General features: G+C 55.6%; 19 protein-coding genes and 1 pseudogene. 12 read left to right on the top strand and 8 right to left on the bottom strand.

From position 1 onward, the window contains the following. Positions 1–68: 68 nt before the first annotated feature. The 7 genes from fabF (at position 69) to lgt (ending at position 5112) form a co-directional block, all read left to right on the top strand. Positions 69–1319 (top strand): beta-ketoacyl-ACP synthase II, encoded by a 1251-nt coding sequence (gene fabF / locus H9L05_RS02685; protein ID WP_187732925.1) that lies wholly within the window; start codon positions 69–71, stop codon positions 1317–1319. Then, positions 1319–1948, top strand: coding sequence for a ribonuclease III family protein (locus tag H9L05_RS02680; RefSeq protein WP_223284694.1), 630 nt, complete (start codon positions 1319–1321; stop codon positions 1946–1948). The genes fabF and H9L05_RS02680 overlap by 1 nt, the downstream gene beginning before the upstream one ends. After that, on the top strand, positions 1948–2067 hold the full coding sequence (locus H9L05_RS25735) for a putative dsRNA-binding protein (RefSeq protein WP_317175080.1): 120 nt from the start codon (positions 1948–1950) through the stop codon (positions 2065–2067). The genes H9L05_RS02680 and H9L05_RS25735 overlap by 1 nt, the downstream gene beginning before the upstream one ends. A 91-nt stretch (positions 2068–2158) precedes the next feature. After that, positions 2159–3007: a nitrilase-related carbon-nitrogen hydrolase gene (locus tag H9L05_RS26680; RefSeq protein WP_394368457.1), complete on the top strand. Its 849-nt coding sequence runs from the start codon at positions 2159–2161 to the stop codon at positions 3005–3007. Further along, entirely contained in the window at positions 2971–3441 is a 471-nt protein-coding gene (locus H9L05_RS26675; RefSeq protein ID WP_394368456.1) for a hypothetical protein, read from the top strand. The genes H9L05_RS26680 and H9L05_RS26675 overlap by 37 nt, the downstream gene beginning before the upstream one ends. An 8-nt stretch (positions 3442–3449) precedes the next feature. Next, positions 3450–4091, top strand: coding sequence for an NAD(+) synthase (gene nadE / locus H9L05_RS26670; RefSeq protein WP_394368455.1), 642 nt, complete (start codon positions 3450–3452; stop codon positions 4089–4091). Positions 4092–4203: 112 nt separating this feature from the next. Beyond that, on the top strand, positions 4204–5112 hold the full coding sequence (gene lgt / locus H9L05_RS02670) for a prolipoprotein diacylglyceryl transferase (protein WP_187732924.1): 909 nt from the start codon (positions 4204–4206) through the stop codon (positions 5110–5112). Positions 5113–5164: 52 nt separating this feature from the next. Here lgt and H9L05_RS02665 read toward each other — a convergent pair whose 3' ends face one another. Further along, positions 5165–6097, bottom strand: coding sequence for a hypothetical protein (locus tag H9L05_RS02665; RefSeq protein ID WP_187732923.1), 933 nt, complete (start codon positions 6095–6097; stop codon positions 5165–5167). Between the two features lie 85 nt (positions 6098–6182). Then, a complete protein-coding gene (gene yidD, locus H9L05_RS02660) occupies positions 6183–6404 on the bottom strand; it encodes a membrane protein insertion efficiency factor YidD (protein ID WP_187310626.1) in 222 nt (73 codons plus the stop codon). 249 nt (positions 6405–6653) lie between these two features. Between yidD and H9L05_RS02655 the strand changes: the two are divergent. The 5 genes and pseudogenes from H9L05_RS02655 to H9L05_RS22985 all read left to right on the top strand — a co-directional run bounded on the left by H9L05_RS02655 (position 6654) and on the right by H9L05_RS22985 (position 12245). Then, a pseudogene (locus H9L05_RS02655) lies at positions 6654–8977 on the top strand (S46 family peptidase). 205 nt (positions 8978–9182) lie between these two features. Further along, a complete protein-coding gene (locus H9L05_RS02650) occupies positions 9183–9485 on the top strand; it encodes a hypothetical protein (protein WP_187732922.1) in 303 nt (100 codons plus the stop codon). 56 nt (positions 9486–9541) lie between these two features. Then, positions 9542–10036 carry a hypothetical protein gene (locus H9L05_RS02645; protein WP_187732921.1) on the top strand — a complete coding sequence of 165 codons (495 nt, stop codon included), beginning with the start codon at positions 9542–9544 and terminating at the stop codon, positions 10034–10036. Between the two features lie 35 nt (positions 10037–10071). Beyond that, positions 10072–11433: a helix-hairpin-helix domain-containing protein gene (locus tag H9L05_RS22990; RefSeq protein WP_223284692.1), complete on the top strand. Its 1362-nt coding sequence runs from the start codon at positions 10072–10074 to the stop codon at positions 11431–11433. Then, entirely contained in the window at positions 11421–12245 is an 825-nt protein-coding gene (locus H9L05_RS22985) for a hypothetical protein (protein ID WP_223284691.1), read from the top strand. Before H9L05_RS22990 ends, H9L05_RS22985 begins: the two co-directional genes overlap by 13 nt. Before the next feature lie 23 nt (positions 12246–12268). Here H9L05_RS22985 and H9L05_RS02635 read toward each other — a convergent pair whose 3' ends face one another. The 6 genes from H9L05_RS02635 to H9L05_RS02610 all read right to left on the bottom strand — a co-directional run bounded on the left by H9L05_RS02635 (position 12269) and on the right by H9L05_RS02610 (position 22000). Continuing rightward, positions 12269–13534, bottom strand: a complete 1266-nt coding sequence (locus tag H9L05_RS02635) for a T9SS type A sorting domain-containing protein (protein ID WP_187732920.1) — start codon at positions 13532–13534, stop codon at positions 12269–12271. Then, entirely contained in the window at positions 13501–13896 is a 396-nt protein-coding gene (locus H9L05_RS02630) for a hypothetical protein (protein WP_187732919.1), read from the bottom strand. Before H9L05_RS02630 ends, H9L05_RS02635 begins: the two co-directional genes overlap by 34 nt. A 2-nt stretch (positions 13897–13898) precedes the next feature. Further along, entirely contained in the window at positions 13899–15212 is a 1314-nt protein-coding gene (locus H9L05_RS02625; RefSeq protein ID WP_187732918.1) for a reprolysin-like metallopeptidase, read from the bottom strand. A gap of 517 nt (positions 15213–15729) precedes the next feature. Continuing rightward, complete coding sequence (locus tag H9L05_RS02620) at positions 15730–17685, bottom strand: DUF3857 domain-containing protein (protein WP_187732917.1); 1956 nt, start codon at positions 17683–17685, stop codon at positions 15730–15732. After that, positions 17682–19751: a DUF3857 domain-containing protein gene (locus tag H9L05_RS02615; RefSeq protein ID WP_187732916.1), complete on the bottom strand. Its 2070-nt coding sequence runs from the start codon at positions 19749–19751 to the stop codon at positions 17682–17684. Before H9L05_RS02615 ends, H9L05_RS02620 begins: the two co-directional genes overlap by 4 nt. Positions 19752–19924: 173 nt before the next feature. After that, entirely contained in the window at positions 19925–22000 is a 2076-nt protein-coding gene (locus tag H9L05_RS02610) for a DUF3857 domain-containing protein (RefSeq protein WP_187732915.1), read from the bottom strand. Positions 22001–22008 lie beyond the last annotated feature (8 nt).

Here is a 22008-nt window from a genome sequence, read left to right as displayed (position 1 = left end):
ACCCGTTCTATTGCTTACCGGCCGGCCCGCCGCCGGCCGTTTTGCTTTTTAATTTCTCCCGTTAGCCTATGTCTCTTCGGAGAGTTGTTGTGACCGGCCTTGGTGCCCTTACGCCTCTTGGCAAAACCGTCACCGAGTATTGGGATGGTTTGTCGAGGGGCGTAAGTGGTGCCGCGCCCATCACCCGCTTTGACGCCAGCAAGTTCAAAACCCATTTCGCCTGCGAAATCAAGGGATATAATCCGGACGATTATTTCGAGCGTAAGGAAGGCCGCAAAATGGACTTCTTCACGCAGTTCGCCATCATTGCCAGCGACGAAGCTATCAAGGATGCCGGCTTGCTGGACGGTGTTGACCGCGACCGGGTAGGTGTGATTTGGGGTTCCGGTATTGGTGGCCTCAAGACATTCCAAGAGGAGTGTTTCAGCTTCGCTAAGGGCGACGGCACACCCCGTTACAATCCCTTCTTCATTCCGAAGATGATTGCCGACAGCTCGTCGGGCAATATTTCCATTCGCCACAAGTTCCGGGGGCCAAATTTCGTAACGACTTCCGCTTGCGCGTCGTCGTCCGATTCTATTGTCGCTGCTTACAACTACATCCGCCTCAATCTGGCCGATGTAATGGTAACAGGTGGCTCGGAAGCAGCTATTACGGAAGCTGGCGTAGGTGGATTTAACGCTCTAAAGGCTATGAGTGAGCGCAACGACGCGCCCGAGCAGGCTTCTCGCCCCTACGATAAGGAGCGCGACGGCTTTGTGCTGGGCGAAGGTGGTGGCGCTATCATTCTGGAAGCGTATGAGCACGCAGTAGCTCGGGGGGCAAAAATCTATGCTGAGATTATCGGCGGCGGTATGTCTTCGGATGCTTACCACATCACGGCTCCCGACCCTGAAGGCAACGGCGTAGTGTTGGTAATGCAAAATGCCCTGCGTGACGCTGGCATTGGCCCGGAGGATGTAGATTACATCAATACCCATGGTACCAGCACGCCTCTAGGCGATGGTGCCGAGGTGAAAGCCATTGAAAAGGTATTCGGTGAGCATGCTTACAACCTGAATATTAGCTCTACCAAAAGCATGACCGGCCACTTACTGGGCGGCGCTGGTGGTATTGAAGCAATTGCGTGTATTCTGGCTTTGCAGCATGGTGTGATTCCGCCCACCATCAACCATTTTACTGCCGATCCAGAATTAGATCCGCGCTTGAATTTTACTTTTAATGAAGCTCAAAAGCGGGATATAAACGTGACACTAAGCAATACCTTTGGCTTTGGTGGACACAATACCTCGGTTCTGTTTCGCAAATTTCAAGGCTAATGACGCGGCCGGGGCAGCCACTTCCACTGTTCGGATTTTTCCGGCGGTTGCTGGGGCAGGATAGGGCTTTTCGCCAGGCCATTGCCACGGTAACAGGCCGAGCGCCGGATAATATTCGGCTGTATCAGCTGGCGTTCACGCACTCTTCATTGGTGCGCCAGCAGAATGATAAGAGCCGTACTCAAAGCAATGAGCGTCTGGAGTTTCTGGGCGATGCCGTGCTGGGTACCGTTGTGGCTGAGTACCTGTTTCGCAAGTATCCTTACGAGCAGGAGGGCTTTCTCACGGAAATGCGCTCCCGTATTGTAAATCGTGAAAGCCTGAATGTGCTGGCTCTGAAGATAGGGTTGGATAAGCTAGTCCAACTCGACCCAACGCAGGGCCGGGCTGCGCGCTCCCGCTCCGTAAACGGTAATGCCCTGGAGGCTTTAGTGGGGGCCGTTTATCTGGATCAGGGCTATAAGGCAGCTCGCAAATTCGTGCTGGCGCGCTTGATTAAGCCTTTTGTAGATGTAAAGTCGCTCACCACAACGACCGCTAACTTCAAGAGTAAGCTAATTGAGTGGGCGCAGCGTCAGGGGAAGCATCTTCGCTACGAGCTAGCCGGCGAACCCCAAACGGGGGTGTAATGGAGTTTTCAGCTACCGTATTTGTGGACGACGAAGCCGTAGCAACTGGCATGGGCCTCTCAAAGAAGCAGGCCGAGCAAACAGCTGCTGAGCGCGCGCTTACAGCCCTGGGCGTGTAGCTTCTATAGCTGTCAACATCAGCGCTTTTAGGCAGCTAAGACAACTCTGGGGGGCAAAAAGTAGTTGTTGGCTAAACTATTCTCTCTTTCCATGCGATTAGCTGGCGCTGCCCTCAACCAGATTCCATTTGACTGGCACCATAACCTGCGTACCATTCGCGAAGCTATTGAGCAAGCGAAGGCAGCCGGTGTCGATTTACTATGCCTGCCGGAGCTAAGCCTGACGGGCTACGGGTGCGAAGACTTGTTTCTGAGCGACTGGCTTTCGGCCTCGGCACTAGAATATCTACAGCAAATCCGGCCTTGGACGACGGGCATTTTGGTTTGTGTAGGCTTGCCCGTGCGCATTGATGGGCGCACATATAACACCGCCGCCGTGCTGCGCGACGGCGAAATTCTGGGTTTTGCAGCCAAGCAGTTTCTGGCCAACGACGGCGTGCATTATGAGCCGCGCTTTTTCAACTCCTGGCGAGCCGGCGAAACCACCACCATTGAGTGGCAAGGCGAGCAATGGCCTTTGGGAGATTTGGTTTTCGAGCACCAAGGCGTACGTTTTGGCTTCGAGATATGCGAGGATGCGTGGCGCCCGGCTGCTGATCGGCCCGCTGGCCGGTTGATGGAGCGAGGCGTGCAGCTCATTGTGAATCCATCGGCCAGCCATTTTGCGATGAGTAAGACCGATGTACGCTACCAGCTCGTACTACAGGCTTCGCGCAAGTATAATTGCACGTACCTCTACGCTAATCTGCTCGGTAATGAAGCCGGTCGTATCATTTACGATGGCGAAATACTGGTGGCGCGCAATGGGCATTTGCTGCTCCGTAACCAGCTGCTGAGTTTCAAAGAAGTAGATCTGGAGTGCACAGATGTTGATTTTGGTGCTGATTTGCCCCCACGGATGTTGTGCCCCTGCCGGCGCCCGATGAGTACCGCGAGCTGAATCAGGCTCTGAGCTTAGCCCTGTTTGATTATATGCGGAAGGCGCGCAGCCGTGGGTTTGTGCTTTCCCTCAGTGGCGGCGCCGACTCCTGTATGTGCGCTGTAGCCGTGGCCGAAATGGTGCGTTTGGGTACCGCGGAGCTGGGCACGGCCGAGTTTATGCGCCGCGCTGGTTGTTTTACTGCTGAAGAAATAGCGACACTAGCTGGCCCTGTTGCGCCTGTACCCGACCAGAATGCACCCGGTCCAAAAGATGCCTCCCTTAGCCTCCTGAATCAGGAGCAAAAATCAATCAATCAAAAGCTGACAGGCCGCTTACTTACTACCGCTTATCAAGGTACGGTCAACTCCTCCGATGATACATTTCAGTCGGCGAAGGAGCTGGCCGACGAGCTGGGGGCATTTTCTTTGATTGGACTATCGATGGGGAAGTAGAAGGCTATGTGGCCAAAATTGAGCATGCTCTGAAGCGGCCGCTGACGTGGCAAACCGACGATTTGGCTTTGCAGAACATTCAGGCGCGGGTACGGGCGCCCGGCATCTGGCTATTGGCTAACGTGCAAAACTGCCTGCTGCTCACCACGTCCAACCGCTCCGAAGCTTCCGTGGGCTATTGCACCATGGATGGCGACACGGCCGGCAGCATTTCGCCCATTGCCGGCGTCGACAAAGATTTTGTGAAGAAATGGCTGCGCTGGGCTGAAAAAGAACTCGGCTACCAGGCTTTACGCCACGTGAATGCTTTGCAGCCCACGGCTGAGCTGCGGCCCTTGGAAGACAAGCAAACCGACGAGCGCGACCTCATGCCGTACGTGTTGCTCAACCGCATCGAGCGGCTGGCTTTTTACGACCGCCTCAGTCCGCGTCAGGTGTTGGCAACCTTGGTGCACGAAGAAACCACAACTGATCCTGAGCAGCTGAAAACCTACGTTAAGCGCTTCTACTCGCTGTGGGCGCGCAACCAATGGAAGCGCGAACGCTACGCGCCCGCTTTTCACCTCGACGACTATAATGTCGATCCGCGTTCCTGGCTGCGCTTTCCTATTCTGAGCGGTGGCTTCACGCAGGAATTGGCTTCGCTATAATTTCTAAGTGGCGCTACCGTTTGTTTTGCTCCGAATGAAGCGCAATTTCGAGTTGCTTTCTTGCCAACGCTGAATTCCTACCTTTGCCTGTGTACCTCTCTTCCGCCTTCGCATGACCTCGCTGCTCGCTTACATTACCTGGGACGTTGCGCCCGAAATTGTTAAGATCGGACCGCTCACGTTGCGCTGGTACGGCCTGCTGTTTATGTCTGGCTTCGTGCTGGGCACCTTCGTGCTGTCGCATATCTACCGCTCCGAGCGCGTATCGCCGCAGTGGGTCGACGTAATCACGATTTATATGCTGGTAGGCACCATCGTGGGCGCCCGCCTCGGACATTGCTTGTTTTATGATCCGGGCTATTACCTGGCGCACCCGCTCGATATTCTCAAGATATGGGAAGGCGGACTGGCCAGCCACGGCGCTACGCTCGGTATCTTATTGGCGGTGTGGCTGTTTAGTCGCAATAATAAGTTCGACTACCTCTGGACCCTCGACCGGATTGTGATTGTGGTGGCGCTGGGCGGGGCGCTCATCCGTTTAGGCAACCTGTTCAACTCCGAAATTTTCGGCCACGAAACCACGGTGCCTTGGGCCTTTAAGTTCGTGCGCGACACGGAGCACCTGGTGAACGGCGTAGCCGTTCCGCGCCATCCAACCCAGATTTATGAGTCGCTGTTCTGCGTGTTTCTGCTGGTGCTGCTGTACCTGATGTGGAACCGCACGAAGGAAAAGACCCCCAGGGGGCAATTGTTCGGCTTATTTGTGGTGCTGCTGTTCACCTTCCGCTTTCTGGTGGAGTTTCTCAAGGAAGACCAGTCTGACTTTGAAAGCGGAATGGTGCTGAACATGGGCCAGATCCTCAGTATTCCGCTGATTTTTATGGGCTTATGGGTTTTGCTGCGCGCCGGCAAATGGCCTAATAACCCCTTCGGATTTGCCCCCGAGATCTGGAAGCAAGAGCTGCCGCCGAGCAAGCCCAAAAAATGGTCAAATCAAAGTAACCCGTTCTTACACCCATAAAAAAGCCCCCAGAGTTGCTCTGGGGGCTTTTTTATGAGCTTAGGTATGCAGATTACTGGGCTCCGACATTTGCTCCAGAGTTCGACTGACCTTGCAGCGAGTACTGGTAGATAGAGCCTTCTTCTGTGCTGATAACCAAGGTTTGGTTGTCGGTGAAAACCACGCCTTCCGTTTGGCCCGCGCCCGTCAATGCGATGCGCCGGGGCGTTGATTTAAGCAAAGACTCAAACGAGTTGCCTTCATACAAAAACAACTCCTCCTTGCCCATTAACACCAGACGCTTGCCATCAGGGCTCAGGTCAGCATCAGTTACTTCACCACTGACAGACAGGCTGGTAAGGAGGCGGGCGGTCTGCTGACCGGGCTTATCCGGTACAGCATAAACCTTGCTTGTTGTTTGGTTGGCGCGGTCGCGGGTGAAGAGGTAAACCGTGCCGTTGTGCCATAGCGCGGCCTCGCAGTCGAAGTTACGCGCATCTTTAGCAGGTGGAAATTCGCGCTGATCCGCATAAGTGAAGCGGATGGCGCCTATTTGCTTGGGGCTGGCCGGGTTGAGGCGGTAAATAGCCAGGTCCTGGCGGCTGTTGTTGTTGTTGCCCGCATCTATCACGAATATGTTGCCGCGGTTATCCTGCGCCAGGCTTTCCCAGTCTTGGTTCGGTACTGTAAGCCGCATTTCGGTCAGGAGCTTGCCCGTCTCGTCAATCTTGTAAATGATAGGGGAGTTGCCGGCGTCGCCATGCGTGTAGAAGGTGCCAGATTTGTCGGCGCGGGCCAGGCCTGAGCTTTCGGGCACTGCTTTGTTGAGCGAGCCCATGCGGCGCAAGCCAGGCACTGAGCTCTCAATAAGACGATTCTCCAGGCTTTCTTTCTTGTTATTCTTTTTGCCCTTTTTGCCCCCCGACGCTTCATCGGACTGCGCCTGCGAACAGCCACAGCTGAGCAAAGCGCTGATTGACAGTGTGATTATGGGAATTAAACGCATGGTCGGGAGTATAAAAAACTGAAAAGCGCTGCCTGACCCAGTGGGCACAAGCAACGATTGTGGTCAGCTATACGCAAGATGCGGCTCAGGGTACGGGGTCGTAGCCATGTCCGCCCCACGGATGGCAGCGCCCAATACGGCGCAGCGCCAGCCAGCCACCTCGCCAAGGGCCAAATTTGCCGATAGCTTCGGCGGCATAGGCCGAGCAGGTAGGCTGATATCGGCAACTGGCTGGGGTGAGTGGCGAGATAAAGTGCCGATACACCCAAATTAGAGCAAGAAAAAAGCGCCGAAACAGGTAGGCCATGGCTGAGGTTAAGCAAAAAGCAACGGCAAGTTACTTTTTGTGTTTATTCTCTTGAGCAACAAACCAAAAGGAAGAATTGGTTTAGTGCGTAGAGAAGCCGGATGTAGTTTACCGATTGAGAATTATAGGGCAATGCTTTCATAAAAACTGCCCACTACTCGCCTCGCCTGAGTAAGTTTAACCTTTGCTTTACACAAGCACTTTTCTTACACGCTCATTCCTCTTTTTCATTCCCATTACCCACCCCTTATGCTGAAAAAAATATGGGCAAATGCGCTGCTTCTGGCGCTCTTGCTACCAATAGCCGCTCGTGCCGATGAAGGAATGTGGCTGCCGATGTATGTGAAGCGCCTCAACTACGCAGACATGCAGAAGAAAGGCCTGCAACTGACGGCCGAAGAAATATATGATATCAATAATGCCAGCCTCAAAGATGCCGTGGTGCAGCTGGGGGGCTTTTGTACGGGCGAATTTGTGAGCAGCCAAGGTTTGCTGCTCACCAACCATCACTGCGGCTATGATGCCATTCAGAGCCACAGTACGCCCGAAAAAAATCTGCTTGCCGACGGCTTTTTTGCTGCTAATAAAAGCGAGGAAAAGCCCAATCCGGGTTTGTTCGTGGATATTCTGGTGCGGATGGAAGACGTAACGGGCAAGGTGCTGGAAGGAATTACGCCCCAAACCCCGGAGCAGGAGCGCACCGCGCTGGTACAGCAGCGGCAGAAGCAGCTGGCCGACGCAGCCAAAGAGAATGGCCAATACGTAGCCTACGTGCGCGATTTCTTTGCCGGCAATGAGTACTATATGTTCGTGTATCAGCGCTTTGGCGATGTGCGGTTGGTAGGCGCTCCGCCTGAGTCGGTGGGTAAGTTTGGCGGCGACACCGATAACTGGATGTGGCCCCGCCACACCGGCGACTTCTCCATGTTTCGGGTGTACGCCAGCAAAGACAACAAGCCCACCACCGGCTACGTGGCCGACAATGTGCCGTACGTGCCCAAAAAGCACCTGCCCGTGAGCCTGCAAGGCGTGAGTGAAGGCGACTTCGCCATGGTGTTCGGCTTTCCGGGCCGCACACAGCGCTTTTTGCCCGCCGCCGGCCTTCAGCTAACCCTCGACCAAAGCAACCCAGCCCGCATCAAGCTGCGCGATACCCGCCTGAAACTGTGGAAAGAAGACATGGATGCTGACCCGGCCCTGCGCCTGAAATACGCCTCCAAATATGCCAGCATTGCCAACTATTGGAAGTACTTCATCGGGCAGAATGAGGGCATGAAGCGCCTGAAAACGGTGGACAAGAAGAAGGCTGAAGAGGTGCAGTTTGCTCAGTGGATTGCGGCCGATCCGGCCCGCCAGCAGCTCTACGGCAGTGCGTTGCAGGATATCAATCAGAACTATACGGCTCTGCGGGAGTTCAACCTCAGTAATGTGTACCTGAATGAAGCCGCGTTTGGCACTGAAATCATGACGTTTGCGGCTCGGATGCTGCCTTTGTATTCGTTGCTGAAAGATCCCAACGCCGACAAAGCTGCCATTCAGAAAGCTACAGCCGATTTGAAGGAGCCGGCCGCCGAGTTCTTTAAAGATTACAGTGCCACCACGGATAAGAAGGTGTTTGCCGCCTTAATGGGCCTTTATTACACCGACGTGCCCAAAGCCCAGCATCCGGAGGTGTTTCAGACGGTGGCCAAACAGTATGGCGGCTCCATGAAAAAGTACGCTGACTACGTGTTTGGCAACACCTTCCTGACTTCTCCCACGAAGCTGAACGCTTTTCTGGCGGCGCCTACCTTGGCTAAGCTGGAAGCAGATCCGGCGTTCAAGACGATGAACTCGGTGTACACGAACTATGTGCAGAAAATTGCCCCCCAGCTTCAGGCCAGCCAGGCCACTATGAGCCGGGCTAATCGCCAGTACGTGGCCGGTCTGCGGGCCAAGAACACCGATAAAGTGTACTCGCCCGATGCGAACTCCACGCTGCGCCTGAGCTACGGCACCGTGCGCTCCTACGAGGGCCGCGACGCGGTGAGCTATGACTATCAGACTACGGGAAAGGGGATTTTGGAGAAAGAAGATCCAACAAACCCGGAATTTGTGGTGCCGGCCAAGCAGGTAGCGCTCCTGAAATCCAAAGACTTCGGGCCTTATGCCAATAAGGACGGACAGCTGCCCGTAGCCTTTATCACGGATAACGACATTACGGGGGCAATTCCGGCTCGCCCGTCATCAACGGCCGTGGTGAACTGATCGGGCTGGCCTTTGATGGCAACTGGGAAGCCATGACCGGCGACCTGGCCTACGACCCCGATCTGAAGCGCTGCATCAACGTGGACATCCGCTATGTGCTGTTCTGCGTGGATAAGCTCGGCGGCGCCAAGCACCTCGTTGATGAAATGACGGTGGTCAATAAAGGCCCTAATCCGGGCGTAGGCGCTACGGCTGCCGCCACGTCCAGCCAGGTAGATGGTGCTGGTGAAGCCGGAAAAATGAAAACGAAGTCGCCTGCGGCTGGTAAGGTTAAAATCAAGAAGAAAAAGAACAAAGAGAAAGCCGAGGCCACCGCAGAGATGTAGGTCCAGGATTTTGGTTTAATGTAAAAAGCCCCCAGATTCGTCTGGGGGCTTTTTTATGGGTAAATAGTATCCAGCGGAATGACCGTAATGAGGCCGTGATGAACTGGCTTTACATTCGGCTTGCAATAAACAGACGTAGCCACAGATTTGCCGCGAAATTTGCTTTGGGCGTGCGAGGCATGAATTAGCCTCTTATCCCCTTATTATGCTAAACGGGTACTTAGCGTTAGTAGCCTTATTTCTTTCCGTTACTATTGCGACTGTAAGTGCTGGAAACGGCCCCGGAGTGCGTGGGGCGCGGGCAGCGGCGCTGGGCAACGCGTCTGTCACAACTGCTGATGTTTGGGCGGTTGGCAACAACGTGGCCGGACTCGGTCAGGTAAGTCAAACCAATGTCGGCTTTTATGCTGAAAACCGCTATTTAAGCTCCGCATTCAATACGGTGGCGCTTGTGGCGGCTATGCCGATCGGTTCTGTAAGCTCAGAAAAGCCCCCAGTCGTGGTGTAATAGGCTTTGAAGCGCAGCGTTTTGGCAATAATCTGTACGCTGAACAGCGTCTGGGCTTGGGCTACGGATACCGAGGCGGACAGATCAGCGTGGGTGGGCGCGTGGATATGCTGCAGGTCAGTATTCAGGGTTTAGGTAGTAAAAGAGTGGTGGCGGCTTCACTAGGAGGACAAGCTGAACTGATCCCAGACCGGCTGGTTTTCGGGGGATATTTATATAACCTGAACCAGGCGCGCTTAGCTGCCTATGAAAATGAGCGTGTGCCCACCGTGCTCAAAGCCGGCCTCTCATACCGCCCCACCAGTAAGCTGATGCTGAACGTGGAAACGGAGAAAGATGTGGAGCAGGATGCTGATTTTAAGGCCGGTATCGAGTATCAGCTGCTGGAGGCGCTGGCGCTTCGGGCAGGGTTTGCCTCGCTCGTGGAGCAGACTACCGCCGGAGTAGGCTTTAAAGCCGGCCGCTTTCAGATTGACTACGCGGCGGCCTGGCAATCAGCGCTGGGCTTGAGTCAGCATGTAGGAGTGAGCTTGCAGTGGGCGAAAAAGTGAGAATAGCTTACAAAAAAGCCCCCCGGTATATCCCAATGCTGCATGGCGCACACCCCCAAACCTTTACGCACACAACAGCCAGCAAGCAGAGCTGGTGGCGCGCGATAGTGCTCACCTGCGGGCTCCTGTGCTTGCTTTTACCTCTCAACCTCCAGGCGCAGGACTACGTGCGCCCCACCGCCGATCTGGACCGGCTGGTGCAGGAGCTGTTTGCCGAAATACAGAGCGATGAGGTAGCTTTTGAAGATGTATATGAAACGCTGCTGCTTTATTATCAGACGCCACTAAACCTGAATACAGCCAGCCGCGAGGAGCTGCGGGGCTTGCTGTTGCTCTCAGAAACGCAGATTTCGGCCTTGCTGGATCATCGGCAGCAACTCGGGCCCCTGCTGAGCTTGTATGAGCTGCAAAGTATTGCTGGCTTTGAGCAAGCGCGTAGTATTTATCGGGTGGCGCCCTTCGTAACGGTACAGCCTGGAAACCAGAATGCTGCTCGGGGCCCGCTCTGGCAGCGCATACTGCACGAAGACAATAATGCTTTGTTTCTACGCTACGAGCGCGGTTTGCAGGCTCGGCGTGGCTATGCCTCTGCCGATACCACCAGCACCGGCCGGCCGCTCAGCCGCTACCTCGGCTCGCCCGATAAGCTCTTGTTGCGCTACCGCGTCAGCCACACGCGCGACTTCAGCCTGGGTTTCACTGCTGAGAAAGATGCAGGCGAGCCCCTGGTTTGGCAACCTGACAAGGGACGGCTAGGGGCCGATTTTTACTCCGCGCACTTTGTGGTGCAGGAGCGAGGCCGGCTCAAAACATTGGCCTTAGGCGATTATCAGCTGCAATTCGGCCAGGGCTTATTGCTCTCATCGGGCTTGCAGGTGGGCAAGGGCGCTGAAACCATAACTACCCTGCGGCGCAGCAGCTTAGGCGTCAGGCCCTATTCCTCGGTGCTGGAAACGTCCTTTTTTCGCGGAGCAGCGGCAACGGTGAGCTTACACAAGACCGTGCGCGCGACGGCTTTTTTCTCGGCCAAAAAAGTGGACGCAAATCAACAGTTTGCCACCGATTCTCTGGCCCGGTTTGATACGTTTTCATCTGGTATCAGCACCAGCGGCTTGCACCGTACCGCTACCGAACTGACTAACCGCAAGCGTCTGCACGAAGCTATAGCTGGCGGCAACGTGACATATACGAGTCTGGGGGCAATTTTGCGGCCGGCGCCACGGTGGTGGACACCCGCTACGACATGGCCTTGCAGCGCCGGCCCGAGCCATATAATCAGTTTGAGTTTCGGGGTAAAGCCAATGTGGCTCTGGGAGTTCACTATAGCTATGTGCTTGGCAATGCGCTCTTTTTCGGTGAAACAGCGCGCTCCAGCAGCGGTGGCTTGGGCACTGTAAACGGCCTGCTGGCCAGCTTGGCTACCAATGTGGAGGCTTCCATCCTGTACCGTCGTTACGACCGAAACTTTCACACCTTTTACGGGCAGGCCTTCGGCGAAAACACACGCAACATCAACGAAAGCGGCGTGTATATCGGCCTGAAAGTGCGACCGGCGGCGCGCTGGGAAATCACGGGCTATTACGATCAATTCTGGTTTCCATGGTTGAAATACCGCGTTGATGCGCCCTCACGCGGCCACGATTACTTGCTGCGCTTGTCATTCGCGCCCAACAAAACCAGCCAGCTCTACGTGCAGGTTCGCTCTCGCACCAAAGACCAGAACGCCGACCTTGCGCCCTCACGTCCGGTGCCCCAGCCAGTACCCACCGAGCGCCGAAGTTTGCTGCTTTTTTACGATGCCGCGCCCTCATCCATCATCAGCTTGCGCACGCGCCTGCAAGGCACGCATTACCGCGAAGACGGCGCCACTCCGCACACGGGTTTTTTACTGGTCCAGGATGCTACCGTGCGCCTCAACCGCTACCTGCGCCTGAGTGCCCGCTACGCCCTCTTCGATACCGACGACTACGATACCCGCCAGTATGCCTTTGAGCAGGATGTGCTTTACGCGTTTTCGGTGCCCGCGCTCTTTGGCCGCGGCACCCGCACCTATGCTTTGGCGGAGGTCAAATGTACCCGTCATCTTACCTTCTGGCTACGCTATGCTGCCACCCAATACCGCCACCAGCGAGTAATCAGCTCCGGTTTGGAAGAAATCGAAGGCTCGCTCCGATCTGATATAAAAGCGCAGGCCCGATACACTTTTTAGCCGCGCCAATCTGCCTCAATACGCTATTTCCTCACCAACCTTCTCATGCTGGTACCTTGGGCACTGGTAAGGCGTAGGTGGTAAATGCCCCGGCTAACAGTGCTCAAATCGAGACGGTAGGAGAGCTGGTCAGCCATTTTGAGGAGCGTCTCGGAGCGAATGGTGCGGCCAATGGCATCCGTGACAAGCATCATGACCGGGCCTCTCTGATCATTGTTCAGATTTACCTCAAAAACGCCCTCGCTGGGATTCGGAAATACTTCAAGATTAGCAAAAGCGGTGCTGACTACTGTGCTGCTTAGCACGGTAGGAATGGTGCAAAGCTCTAGCGTCCAGCCTGTCAGAGTTGCCTGGCCGGTGCTTTGATTGCGAATGGCGAGAGTCCAGTCGCCGGCGGCCGGGTCGTTTATCAGGTTTGCCAACGGCGACACTGGCCGGACTGTTGAGCCTGACGCTGGGGGGCAAATCAGCGCGGCAGCTTGGTCGTCGAAGCTGATATTCAGGTTGGAAGTACCAGCGCAGGCCCGCGCCAATAACGTCGCCTCCCGACCACTTGGGCTGGTTAAAGTGAGTATCAAACCGTCTGCATTAGGAGCGGTAACAGCCACGTTGCGAACCCGAACATTACTTACCCGCTCCGTGCTGGCCACCGTAATAACGGCCGTCGCTTCCGCATTTGGGCCAGCCGCAATAGAAACCGGTATTCGGGTAGCCACAATGCTTTGGCACACGCTAGGGCTGGTCTGAAACAGAATCGGTGTGGAATAAGGGCCCGCGCCACAGACGCTGCGGCCCCGCACCCGCCAAAAATACCGGGCCCCGGCCGCTAGCTCCTGCGTTGGCGTGAAAGCAAGCTCAGACAGGCTGGTTTGAGAAGCTACGATATTCAGGAAGCTAACATCAGTGGCGACTTGCACCTCGTAGGCTATAGCACCAGGCAAACTATTCCACCCAAAGCGAGGCCGCTGGCTGGTTTGAAGCGTAGCATCCGGACTTGTAGGCTGGGGCGCCTGGGTTACGACCTGCTCTATCACCAGACTCACCCGCTGCTCCTGAACCAGACTGCCGCTTGTGCCTTTTAGCAACAGCGAATAAGTACCTGGCAGTGCCGCTGTGCCCACTGCTATTCTCACCGCCGCAGTGCCACCGACCGCCACTGGGCTAGGCGCAAAATCGACTGTAACACCTGCTGGCACATCAGCAGCGCTTAGCGCAACGTCACCCGCAAATCCGCCTGTCTGACCCACATTGAGGCTCAGCGTGGTGGAGGTGCCTGGGCAGAGCGCCAAAAAGCCCCCGGTAAGCAAGCAGGCGTTAAATAAAAGGTTGGTGCGCTAAGGGCTTGAATGGAGAAATTCTGTGGAGAAATCGCAAAAAATATGTTTTCCGTGGCCTGTATTTTAATGCGGGCCGTGGTGGTATTCAGGCCGGCCGGAATCCTTACAATCTGGCACCCATCGTTAGGAGTGGCGGCGGCAAGAGTAGTGGGAAATGTAAGGCCGCCGTCTGTGGAAAGCAGAATATCTACCTGGGTAGCATTGATAGGAGCCTGATCGGTAGCGGCCACAGCCCAGCTGACTTGCTGGTCGTTGCCAGGTTGCCAACCAGTGCCCTCGGGGGCGACCGTGAATGGACCAGCGGTGCTTACCACAGCTACGCTGGTCGTATCGTAATCGGTGCCCCGGCCGGCCGGCGCTGGTCGCGGGCCACCAGGCGAAAGTGCAGACGTCGGGCGTAGGCAGGCAGCAACTCGCCGGGCGGAAGTGCGTTACCCGAAAGCAAACCAGCGAGGTCCGGGAAAGTGCGGCTGGCAGAGGCACTGGGAGGCAAAAAGCGGAACAACGGCGCATCGCCGACCGGAGCAGCTGGGTTGCCGGCGGGGCCGAGGTCGTTCTGCTCCCAGGTATAGGACACCGCGTCACCGTCGGGGTCAGAGCTTTTGCCAGAAAGAGTAAAAGGTGTGCGGGCTGGAATGCGAAAATTGCCCCCCGCATCTACTACCGGTGGCTGATTGCCGCTGCCCGTTGCTTGGGCGCAGGTACCGAACGCCGTAACATAATCGAGAATCTGATCACGGCTGCGGGAGTGAAAATAAGGAAAGCTGCTCGGCTGGATATTCTGGGGCGCGCAAAGGCCCGCATAACTCATAATTGAGCCCCCGCTGCCCGGCTCATACGCCCAGCTGGCCGCGCGGCTGCTGGTGCAAAACCCGGTCGTGCCGTTGAAAGTGTGGTCAGCCCCAAACTGGTGGCCTAGCTCATGCGCCACAAAGTCTACAGCAAAAGCATCGCCGCTGGGGTCGGCCTGACCCGTGGTGCCGCCCGCTTTAAAGGAGGCATCGCATACCGTCCCTACGTAAGCCAAACCGCCAACTCGCGTACCAAATACATGCCCCAGGTCGTAGTTAGCTGAGCCAATCAACGCATCCGTAGTGCGCTGGTTCTCGGTGAGCAAATCCGATGCGTTGGTGTTCGTATAAGGGTCGGTGGCCGGATCGAGGAAAATCAGGGCATCGTTGGTCGGCACCAGTTGCAGCTGAATGGCCAGCTCCTGCTCATAAATTCCGTTCACCCGGTTTATAGTCGTTACAATGCCGGCCAGAGCATCAGCCTTCGTTCCGCCCTTGGTAATCGCATATTCGCCCGTACAAGCCACGGCCAGGCGGTAGGTTCGAAGCTGTGCGCCATTGGCCCGAAGCTGATTTGTGGGGGGCAATTTTCGCTTCACATCGGTGGTAAGACAGGCCTCCCCGCCACGGCGCATAGCCGACCGATAAAACACCCGATGGTTTACGGTGTCACCCGGCGCAGCAGGGTCAATGTAAACAGTAGTCGCACCCATCAGTATCTGTGCGTGAAATCCAGCCGGAGTAAGGTCGAGTTGGGCCGTAGTCTTCGGGTCGTCCAGGCTTTGGGCGGAGTACGTTTTGATGCGCGGATAAAGAGCGGCCAGCCGAGGGGGCAGCACAGCAGTTTCTGTTACTTGAAAGCGCTGGCTGGAGCCATCTGGTAGAGGAAGTGAAAGCACTATGCCTTGACTGGCCTTCGCGCCTTTACGAGGAACCGAAGCAGCTTGCAGCGCCGCGCGCATGGCCAACGTTTGGAAGCGAACGGCTCGAAATTGCGTTAGCCCGGAAACCGAAACCCGAGTAGCGCCAGAGGTTGGTGCAGCATCTACCCATGTAGTTTTAGGCGCCTGCGCAACTGCCGCAACCGTACATAACAGCAAAAATAAAAGCAGCCAGCGCCCCGCAGGGCGGCCAGCCCAGGGAAATGTTGAGGGCATATCGTATCCGGAAGCAATTATCGGCAAACAAGTTACGCTGTCATTTACGAAAGATATTCCATGAGTAGCGGGCGTACTTTAAGTGCCGCTTTACGGAACGCGAATCATAGGCTTCTGGCCATAGTATCTAGCGCATAATTTGCCCCCCAGGCATAAAAAAAGCCGGCTTGAGGCCGGCTTTTCTCTAATACAAAGTCTTTTACGCGTCATTCTTCAACAACACCAGCTGCGCCTTATCAGCGGCGTTGATTTTGCGACGAAACTCGACGTAGGCCGGATAGTCGGTGTGGGGAAAGCGAGTGCGCGGCATGTGCAAACGCCGCACGTATTGCAGGGTGCCGTCGGGTAAGGTTTGAATTTGGCTGGAATATGTTCCGAAGGCGGTTGTAAGCTGCACCGGAGTTGGCAAAGTTTCTGCCTGGAAGCCGGCTGGCACGTGAATGCGCACTGTATCGGCGTGCGAAAAGGCGTGATCGAGCCAGATATCGGCACGGCGCTCACCCACGGGCGCTGCCAGGGCCGGTAGGCGGCTGAGTAGGTTGGGCGTCAGAAAGGCACGCTTACCGCTCGGGGGGGCAAAATTGGGTAAAGTAAGACCGAGCGTTTCTACTACAGCCGGCAATGCTGTGCGTCGGTCAGTGACGAGGTTAAACTTCGTGATGCTGAAGTTGGGCAAAGGCAACGACTCAGCAACTCGCTTTTTCTGATCGGCAGGGGAGAAGCCGTGAAGCAGCTGGCTCTGGGCATCTTGTTCCTGCCCCGTGCGCACCGTCCGAACGCTGACCGTGGCCGTACCTTGGGCATCCAGGTAGAGGTCAGCACGCCGCTCGCGTCGGTTTTCAATGGCGCCATAACGAGGCGTGCGCACAATTTTGCCCCCCGTGGGCGTCAGCAGCAATGCATGACGGTTGCCGGTAAAGCTGCCCATATATCCGAATGCTTCGTTCTGGCTCGTGCATTCCAGCCACACTGTATCTGCCTTAGCCGCTTTGAGCGGTACGCACAGCACAACGTGGTTGAACTGATTGCTCGGAAACTCCGTCCGAATATCCGCTTCATCGGCGCGGACTAGGGCGCAGTAGGCCGTTATGTCGGCGGCCTTGAGCAGAGCCATACAATAGTTCGTCAGGGCCTTGCAGTCGCCGTAGCCGGTTGCACTCACGGCGCTGGCCGGAAACGTCTGCCAACCCCCTAATCCTAGTTGAATAGAAATATAGCGCGTATTGGCCTGCAAATACTCATACACCTTCCGGATACGCGCCCGCTCGTCGGGGATATCCTTCACCAGCGCCGCGATGCGCGCTTTAACATCGGCGGGCAGCATATCGCGGCCCGCGTTCAGATCGTAATTCCACTGGCCCAGCGTCTGCCAGGAAGTGAGTGCGCCCCGATGACCCTGCACCTCAAAGGCGGTGGGGGCCGTCAGGACGGCGGGCATCAGTTCTTCGAGGGGCGGACCAGCTGGCTCCTGTTCCAGCGCCACCAAATTGGCTATTTGCCACTGGTATACATCCAGCGCACCCTGCTTGCTGCGGGCAACAGCCGAGTTGCCGGGCAAGTGGCGCTCCTGATAGCGTAAGGGCAAATCAGCCGGCGTTATTACCCGAAATGAAGCGTGCTCCACCGCTACGTGCTCACCGGCCTGCGGGTGCCAGGAAGAATAAAACAGCGGATTGTCCGAAGTAACTTCGTATTCAAACTCAACCGTGTACGGATAACTGGCTTGGCGCAAATCCGCTAGTCGGCCACGAGTATCAGTAGCCAAGCTAAAGCCATCGGCGAGGCTGTAATCTTTTACATCCGAAGCTTTCAGTTGCCGAATGAGGCGGCCGTTTGCATCATACACCGCGCCCCGCAGGTAATTCACCGTGTTTAGCTGATCATATGATACCAGCTCGCCAGCCCAATGCTTACCGTTGTCGTCGAGGATGGTAGCCGCCCGGCGCACCGTCTGCACCGTGCGCCCTACCGACTTTACCAGCAGGGTTTCCTCATACTCGCGTACCACGGCGTGAGCATTTTCGAGCAAGTTGGGGGGCAAATCTGACAGCGCATATTTCGGGGGCTGCCCTCCGGCCATAGCCGAAGAGGCAACCAAACCGCTCAACGCAAAACCGAGGCCTGCCCGGCGCAGGATGTGTAGAAAGTAGCTCATGATTTCTTCTTCAACACAATCTGCTCGGCGTGCTTGGCTAGCATGCGGCTATAAAATTCGCGCAGATAAGAGTATTCCTCTGCCGAGTACACAGCCCGCCGCAGCGTCATGCGGCTCATAATCTGGATAGTGCCCGGAGAGGCAGCCACCTGATAGGTGAATACGCCGCCATCTTCGGGGAGCTTTACAGCCGCTGGCTTGGGCATTTCCTCTGGCTCATAGCCGGCTGGTAGGCTGATGTTTAGCTGTACTGTTTCGTCAAAAGGAGCCGCGAAATCGACCGGGAAGCGACGCTCTTCGTGCACGAAAGGATTGCGCTTCGCACTGAAATGCCGAAGCAGGTTCAGATAAAGGGTAGGAGCAGGGGCATCAGCGCCGGGGGCGGCAAACTCGTAATCAAGTATTAGAGGCTTGTGCAAAGTCTCGCGCTCTTTAAAGGCATAAGTAGGAATGCTCCAGCCTTCGTGCGTTTTGGCCATGTCTTCAATAAACTTCTTCTCGCCCTTTTTTACCAGGTTTTCGCGTTGGTCCAAAGCCGCATAGCCACCATTTTCCTGGTGTACTTTGCCCTTCATGCCTCCACGGTCATCCATCGTGAGATGCACCTGATGATAGTTTACGTAGCGTTGCGTGGGCGTCAGACTGACCCAGCGCGACTTGCCAGCGCCGGGCATCAGTAGGCGACCTGTACCGCTTAGGCAGCGCGTCGGGAGCATTCCAAAAGGGAGTAAGGCATCCGTCGCGTCGGCCAGCAGCTCCTGGTTGCCGGGCAAGGCTACATGGGCTACCACGTAGTTGAAGCTCGACATCAAAGGCAGCGTTTCCGTCAGGCGGCCGTGGCTACGGGTGCTGAGCACAACGGGGTTTGCCTCCAGGCCAGCATCGCGCAAAGCCGCAATGAGCAGCAGATTCACGTCGGCCGAATTGCCTGTGTGCTGGTCGTAGGTGTGCTTGAGTGAGCCAGTGCTGAGCACCCAGTCGGTGCCGTTGTGCTTCACGGCTTTGCGCACCATTGCGTGTACCGCCGCCGCACGGGCCGCCGGGTCGGGGTGCTGGGCCGTGATGGCCGCCAACTCCGCTTTCAGAAACCCGCCGCGCTTGAGTTGAGACCCCAGGCTTTCGTGATTAAGCAGTTCATCGTCAATTTTTTGCCAGGAACCGGCCACACTTTCGTAGGCTTGCCCTGGCCATTGTACCCCAGCCAACTCAAAATTTACGCGGGCAACGTAGTCCTTGGAAGTGGTCATAAAAGGCTCATCGCGAAAGCCGGGAACCTGCTTCATTGCCCAACGGTAATTGGTAACCCGAGGCGTAACAGTGGTGGAGCTAGGGCCAGTACGTCCGCTACCTGCCCGCATACCACTTCCTCCGTCATTATTGAAAGAGCCACCCTGACTAAAGGTGAACTGCGTTATGCCCTCGTTGCGCTCCTGCACAGCCAAAGGCTCATAGCCCTGAAATAGCTGCTTATAATCGAAATATTCCGGAATAGCAGCCCGGTACTCGCTCCAGCGTACGGGGATGTAATACTGAAACTGCCAGTCCTGGAAGTTGAACAGAAAATCGGAGTTGACGGTGTAGGTGTACTCGATTACAGAGCCCTCCCGCACGTTGGGCAGCGTAAACTTGCGAATGAAGTTATTGGTAGTCTGCTGCTCCATGAACGTAGCGTCGGAGGCCATTTTCTCCTTCACCACTTGCCCGTTCACCATGTTATAAGTGAAGCCGCGCAACGCCGAAATCTTTTCCTCGTTGGCTCCCTTTTTATACAAAGGCACCTTCACCGTGGCCCAGTCGTACCCCGATTTTTTTAGGATTTTGATACGGGTTACGCGCTCAAATATTAGCTTAAAGTCGCCGCTGCCGGTTTCGAAGCGCGTGCGGCCGAAGTCGCAGAGCACGACGGCCTCAGCAGCACTATCGGCCACAAAATTTTTGGCGTCAAAGTCAGCCAAGTCTGGTTTACCAAACTTGATCGGATCGGCTTGGCCAAGAGCGGGAAGTTGGGATGCGCCCGTCAGTAGCAATAAAGTTAGAGCGCTACGATGGAGTAATGTTTTCGGCATAAAGTATTGCTATTGAGTTAGATTAAGATTATTCAGGAGAAAATGCTTCGGGAGAATACTGGGCAAAGTCAAATTTTACAACTAGAGAATTGAATGCTTTTTCTTGACTCGGGTCATCAAAAAATGCAATAAGCTCAACCGTTGATTAAGGGCTGTATAATATAAATGCTTAGTTACTTATGCTTTACCACAATTGCCTCAGCATGCTTAGCTACCACCCGACTATACAGCTCGCGCAGGGAGGCGTATTCCTGGGCTGAATACTCGGCTTTGCGCAACTGAAGGCGGCTGATGATGTGCAGGGTATTCTGCTGCGGCGTGATATTGAATTGAAAACGCCCCCCGTCGTTGGGCAGAGTCAGCAGTAGGTTGGCGGGCAATTCCTGCACTTCATAGCTGTCCGGTAAAGTCAGTACTATCGTTTGGCTATGCTCGTGGGGCATTCCAAAATCAACCGGAAACTGCCGGTCTTCCAGACGGAACGGGTTCTGAGCTTCGCCCAGGTGGCGCAACGGCTGTACGTACAGCGTAGTAGCTGCTGCCTCTCCGCCCGGAATTTTTACGCCAACCTCTACGCTAAACGGTTGCTGCGAGGCGGCAACGTTATTAAATATTGGGCCTGTAAGCGTCCACTCGGGCCAGCGCTGCTGCAGATTCTTGATAAACTGTTGTTCGGTGCTGCCGGCCAGCTGCTCGCGGGCCTCTAGGCCGGCATAGCCTGTGTGCTCCAGCTTAATTTTGCCCCCCAGCGCGCCCTGTTCATCCAGCGCCAACTGCGCCGTGGTATAGCGCATATATCGCTGGGCTGGCACCAATGACACCCAGCGTCCGCCCGTTTTATCTATAAGCCGACCTTGTCCATTAAGGCAGCGCTCGGGCAAGAGGCCAGCGGTAGTCAGAGGATCGGTAGCATCCACTAGCACCTCCTGCTTATTGGGCATGGTAACGAGGGCCGCCACATAGTTGAACTGACTGAGTACGGGCAAATCAGTCTGAATGCGGCCGTGACTGCGGGTGCTGATCAGCAGCGGCTCTGCTGTGAACCCAGCCGCGCGCAGCGTGTTGATGAGCAGCAGATTTAGCTCAGCCGCATTCCCGGCGCCTTGCTCGCATATGCGCTTCAGGGGTGCGGTAGTGTACAAACGGTTTTGTCCGTTGTAACGCACCGTCCGCTGCACCAGCGCCACAGCCGCATTCAAGCGCTCCGTGGGATCGGGATATTGCGCGACTAGGGCTGTTGCAGGGTTCGTGAGCGGCGTATTCTTGCTCAGCCCTAAGCCAAATTGCTCGTCATTCAGCAGCTCAGAGGCTATCTTCTCCCAAGTGCTGGTTATCTGCTGGTATTTCTGCTCAGGGTATTGAATACCATCCAATTCAAAATCCAGGCTGCTGATGTAGTCCCGCGCTGTTGTCATGTAGGGCTCGTCGCGGAAAGCCGCTACGTCCTTCATTACCCAACGTGAGCTCAGCGCCTGCGCGCTGATCTGCATGGTATTGGTGGCGCTATTTGCCACCTGGTAGCCATAAGAGTCTTTCTTGGCCATGCGAATGCTGGTGGCGTAGGCCACAGCCTGGCTTTCCTTTACTGCAAATGGCAAATAGCTGTGAACAGTAGATTTGTAGATGAAAAACTGTGGTACTAAAGTTCGGTACTCACTCCAGCGCACCGGAATCGTGTACTGAAACTGCCAGTCCTGGAGGTTGAACAGGAAGTCCGATTTGATGGTATACGTGTATTCTATAATCGACCCTTCGCGCACATTGGGCAAGGTGAAAGAACGGCGAAGATGGTTCGCGTCTATCTTTTCTTCGAATATGGCATCCTTGTTCAGCTTTTCCTTCACTACCTGGCCATTCACCAGGTTGTAGGTAAAGCCTTTCAGACCATTGAGTTCTTCCTTGCGCCCGTCTTTGTGGTACAGCGGCACTTGCACCGTAGCCCAGGCGTAGCCAGCTTTGCGATGAATCCGCAAGCGGGTAGTGCGCTCGAATACCAGCTCAAACCCTTCATCACCACCCTTGATCTTCGACTGGCCGAAGTCGCAGAGAATTTCGGCGGCAGCCGTGGTATCGGCTTTAGCCTGGGGGGCAAAATCAGCGGACTTTACATCGCCAAACTGGATGGGAGCTTGCTGGGCCCGGCAAAAATGCCCCCAGCAAGAAGTAACATAGCCAGAGCTAAGGAGCGGCCTATCGGCGAAGGCATAAGGAAACGATAAAGGAGATAAGAATAGTCTAAGCTCCTTCATGCATAGCT

The sequence above is a fragment of the Hymenobacter qilianensis genome, assembly GCF_014489555.1.
GTDB classification, from domain to species: Bacteria; Bacteroidota; Bacteroidia; order Cytophagales; family Hymenobacteraceae; genus Hymenobacter; species Hymenobacter qilianensis.
This window is presented reverse-complemented; position numbering and strand designations above follow the sequence as displayed.